2 protein-coding genes and 1 pseudogene are annotated in these 2,889 nt (G+C 69.5%); 2 read left to right on the top strand and 1 reads right to left on the bottom strand.

Annotated elements, in window-relative coordinates:
* Nucleotides 1-291: 291 nt before the first annotated feature.
* A complete protein-coding gene (locus G6019_RS12960; protein WP_182612711.1) occupies nt 292-1,221 on the top strand; it encodes a type IV toxin-antitoxin system AbiEi family antitoxin domain-containing protein in 930 nt (309 codons plus the stop codon).
* A gap of 163 nt (nt 1,222-1,384) precedes the next feature.
* On the top strand, nt 1,385-1,750 hold the full coding sequence (locus G6019_RS12955; protein ID WP_182612709.1) for an RNA-binding S4 domain-containing protein: 366 nt from the start codon (nt 1,385-1,387) through the stop codon (nt 1,748-1,750).
* A gap of 12 nt (nt 1,751-1,762) precedes the next feature.
* On the opposite strand, the pseudogene G6019_RS12950 reads toward G6019_RS12955, so the two are convergent.
* Nucleotides 1,763-2,889 (bottom strand): annotated as a pseudogene (locus G6019_RS12950) (malto-oligosyltrehalose synthase); the annotation flags it as partial.

Below are 2,889 nucleotides of genomic sequence, written 5' to 3'. Positions count from 1 at the left end.
GCCGCCCTCACGCCGCCCCTCGCCGCGATCCGCCCCTCTGGGTGTGATTCGCCCCCGTAGTTCCGGGGGCAGAATGCAACGCTCGGGGTGCATCGTGCAACCACGGGGTCGTGCGGCACGTGATCGTCCATTGCTCCGAGGCGGCGCCCCGTCTCGCAGGCGAAACCTGGTGGTGAGCGCACAGAAAGGGGCGAACGGCGGCGATTCCAGCCCGCTGTGTCCGTCCACACCGTCATCGGGCGCCTACCGGATTCGACGGGTCGACGCAGAACCGTGGCACAGCATCAATGCATGACCGGAATCGAAGAACTGCGTTCACGCCTCTTGACCACCGACGACCTGATAGCTCGGGGTGCCAGCGCCCAGGCTCTCAGCAGAGCGGTGTCCACCGGCGCGATGATCCGTCTGAGACCGGGGTTCTACGTCGACGCGGCCGCCCGAGAACTCAGCCGGGACGATCGACACCTCCTCATGGTCCTCGCGGCGGACAGATGTCTTGTGGCGCCGGTGTTCACCCACTGGTCTGCTGCACTTGTGCTGGGGCTCCCCTCATGGGGACTGCCGCTTCGGCAGGTGTCGGTGTCCCGCAACGGCCACGCCCAGCGATCGCGCAACACGAGGCTGACGAGACACGACGTGTCTCCGGTCGAGGCAGACGAGATCGTGACCGTCGGCGGACTTCAGGTCACTTCGCCAGATCGGACGGTGGTCGACATCGGAAGAGCCTGTGGGCGGGATACAAGTGTCGCGGTGGCCGATGCAGCTGTCTACGGCGAGTTGGCCACTGCGGAGTCACTGCACGTCGCCCTGGACCGGGCGGCGGGCAGAAGCGGGCTCAAGAAGGCTCGGGTGGCGATGACGCTGATGGACGGTCGGAGCGAGAGCGTTGCCGAGACACTGAGCAGGTTGACCTTCTCCGATCACTGCCTGCCGACGCCGGTGACCCAGGAGGACATCATCGACACACACGGAAATCGTGTCGCCCGCGTCGACTTCTTCTGGCGCGAACACGGGGTGATCGGCGAGTGCGATGGGTTCGGGAAGTACTTCGACGGACACGATCTCAGGGAGGTGAGACGTCGACTCGCGCGGGAGAAGGATCGCGACGCCGAGCTCGTCGCCCTCGGATATCGGGTCATCCACTGGCGGTGGGCAGATCTGGAGAGGCCGTGGTTGCTGGCCGAACGGATCCGGCGCGTGCTGCTCGCGGCGGCAGCATGAGGATGAACCCGGTAGCCGACCTCCCCTGACGCCACACCTCACCGCTGTGGATGATCCGCCCATCCACTCACGAGTCGCCCCCCGAGCTACGAGGGTGGATCGCGGTCCGAGGGGCGGACCGGGTGCGAACCGCTGGCCGCCGCTGTATCGCTATCCTCCCCGTATGGCAGTGCGGGTGGACGCGTGGACGTGGTCGGTGCGGCTCTTCCCGTCGCGGACGAAGGCGGCGGCCGCCTGCCGGGGCGGGCACGTCAAGGTCAACGGCGAGGCGGTGCAGCCGTCGAAGGCGGTCGTGCCCGGAGATCGTGTCCAGGTGACGGGGACGCTCGGCCGGATCCGCGTCCTCGAGGTCGTGCGGACGGTCAACAAGAGGGTGGGCGCGCCGGTCGCCGCGACCTGCTATATCGACCACTCGCCCCCGCCGCCGCCGAGAGAGGTGCTGGCGTCACAGCCGCGGCGCGACAGGGGAGCGGGGCGACCGACCAAGCGAGAGCGTCGCGAGACCGACCGCCTCCAGGGCCGTGGGTAGACCCCTGCGTGGTCAGTCGTCTTCGCGGACGATCAGCACGACCGGTGACCCGACCAGTAGGTCGCCGACGTCCACTCGGCTCGAGATCACCGGGCCGACCGGGCGCACCACCCAGGTGCCCTCCGGGAGCACGACCTCGGTGCCGCGGAAGTCGTCGGCCCCGAGCACCGCGGTCCGCCGTCTGGCGATCATGCCGATCGCCGCGTGCCCGTCAACGATCCTGGCGAACGCCACCACGTCCCCGGAGGAGGGGCCCTGTACCGGCAACGCGAGGTGCGGGCCGGTAGCCATGCTCGCCGGGTGCGAGCGCCGGAACCGCAGCACCTCACGCACCAGCGCGAACTTGGGGTGCCCGCCGCGGGCCACCGCGCCGGACCGTAGGGGCTCATAGTCCACGAACCGGCGGTTATCCGGGTCGACGAGCGAGTCCTCCCACACCTCCGTGCCCTGGTAGACGTCGGGAACACCGGGCGACAGCAGCTGTGTCGTCTTGGCGATCAGCGAGTTGTCCCGTCCCGCGGGGGCGATCCGCTCGACGAACGGGGTGAGCAGCGCGCCACCCGAGTCGAGCAGTGTGTCGATCCACCCGTGGGCGGCGGACTCGAAATCGCCGTCCTGACTGGTCCAGGTGGTGTGCACGGCCGCCTCACGTAAGGCCTTCTCGGTGTAGTCGTGTAGGCGGGGCCGCAGGTCGTCGGGGAGCTCGTGACCATCCAGGTCGTCGCCGGCCGGCCACACCCCCACGATCACCTGGAGGAGGAAGTACCCCGCGTCCTCGGCGGGAGGGGGGAAGCTCCGGAAGACCTCGGAGACCAGGTGCGCCCATTCATCCGGCAGCTGCGAGAGCACCGAGATCCGGGCGCGGACGTCCTCTCCGCGCTTGGTGTCATGGGTGCTCAGCGCCGTCATGGCCAGCGGGGTCGCGCGGGCACGCTCGGCCATCGCCAGATGGAACGCGTCGACCGGCAGACCCATCCGGCCCGGCGAGCCGCCGACCTCGTTGAGGGAGACCAGCCGTCCGAGTCGGTAGAACAGCCGGTCCTCCTCGGCCTTGGCGGTGGCCGCTCCGGTCACCTGCGCCAACCGGACCGAGGCCTCCGCGGCCCGGGCCAGGGCCCCGGCGACGAGGCCCAGGGCCG

Origin of the sequence: Dietzia sp. DQ12-76, from assembly GCF_014145045.1 — a bacterium.
In the GTDB taxonomy this organism is placed as follows: domain Bacteria; phylum Actinomycetota; class Actinomycetes; order Mycobacteriales; family Mycobacteriaceae; genus Dietzia.
The sequence above is the reverse complement of the archived record's forward strand: the minus strand, read 5'-3'. Positions and strand labels throughout refer to the sequence as shown.

What these genes read in the sequence shown, in the direction of transcription:
- G6019_RS12960 (WP_182612711.1), top strand. Translation starts at nt 292, where the DNA reads ATGACCGGAATCGAAGAACTGCGTTCACGCCTCTTGACCACCGACGAC.
- G6019_RS12955 (WP_182612709.1), top strand. Translation starts at nt 1,385, where the DNA reads ATGGCAGTGCGGGTGGACGCGTGGACGTGGTCGGTGCGGCTCTTCCCG.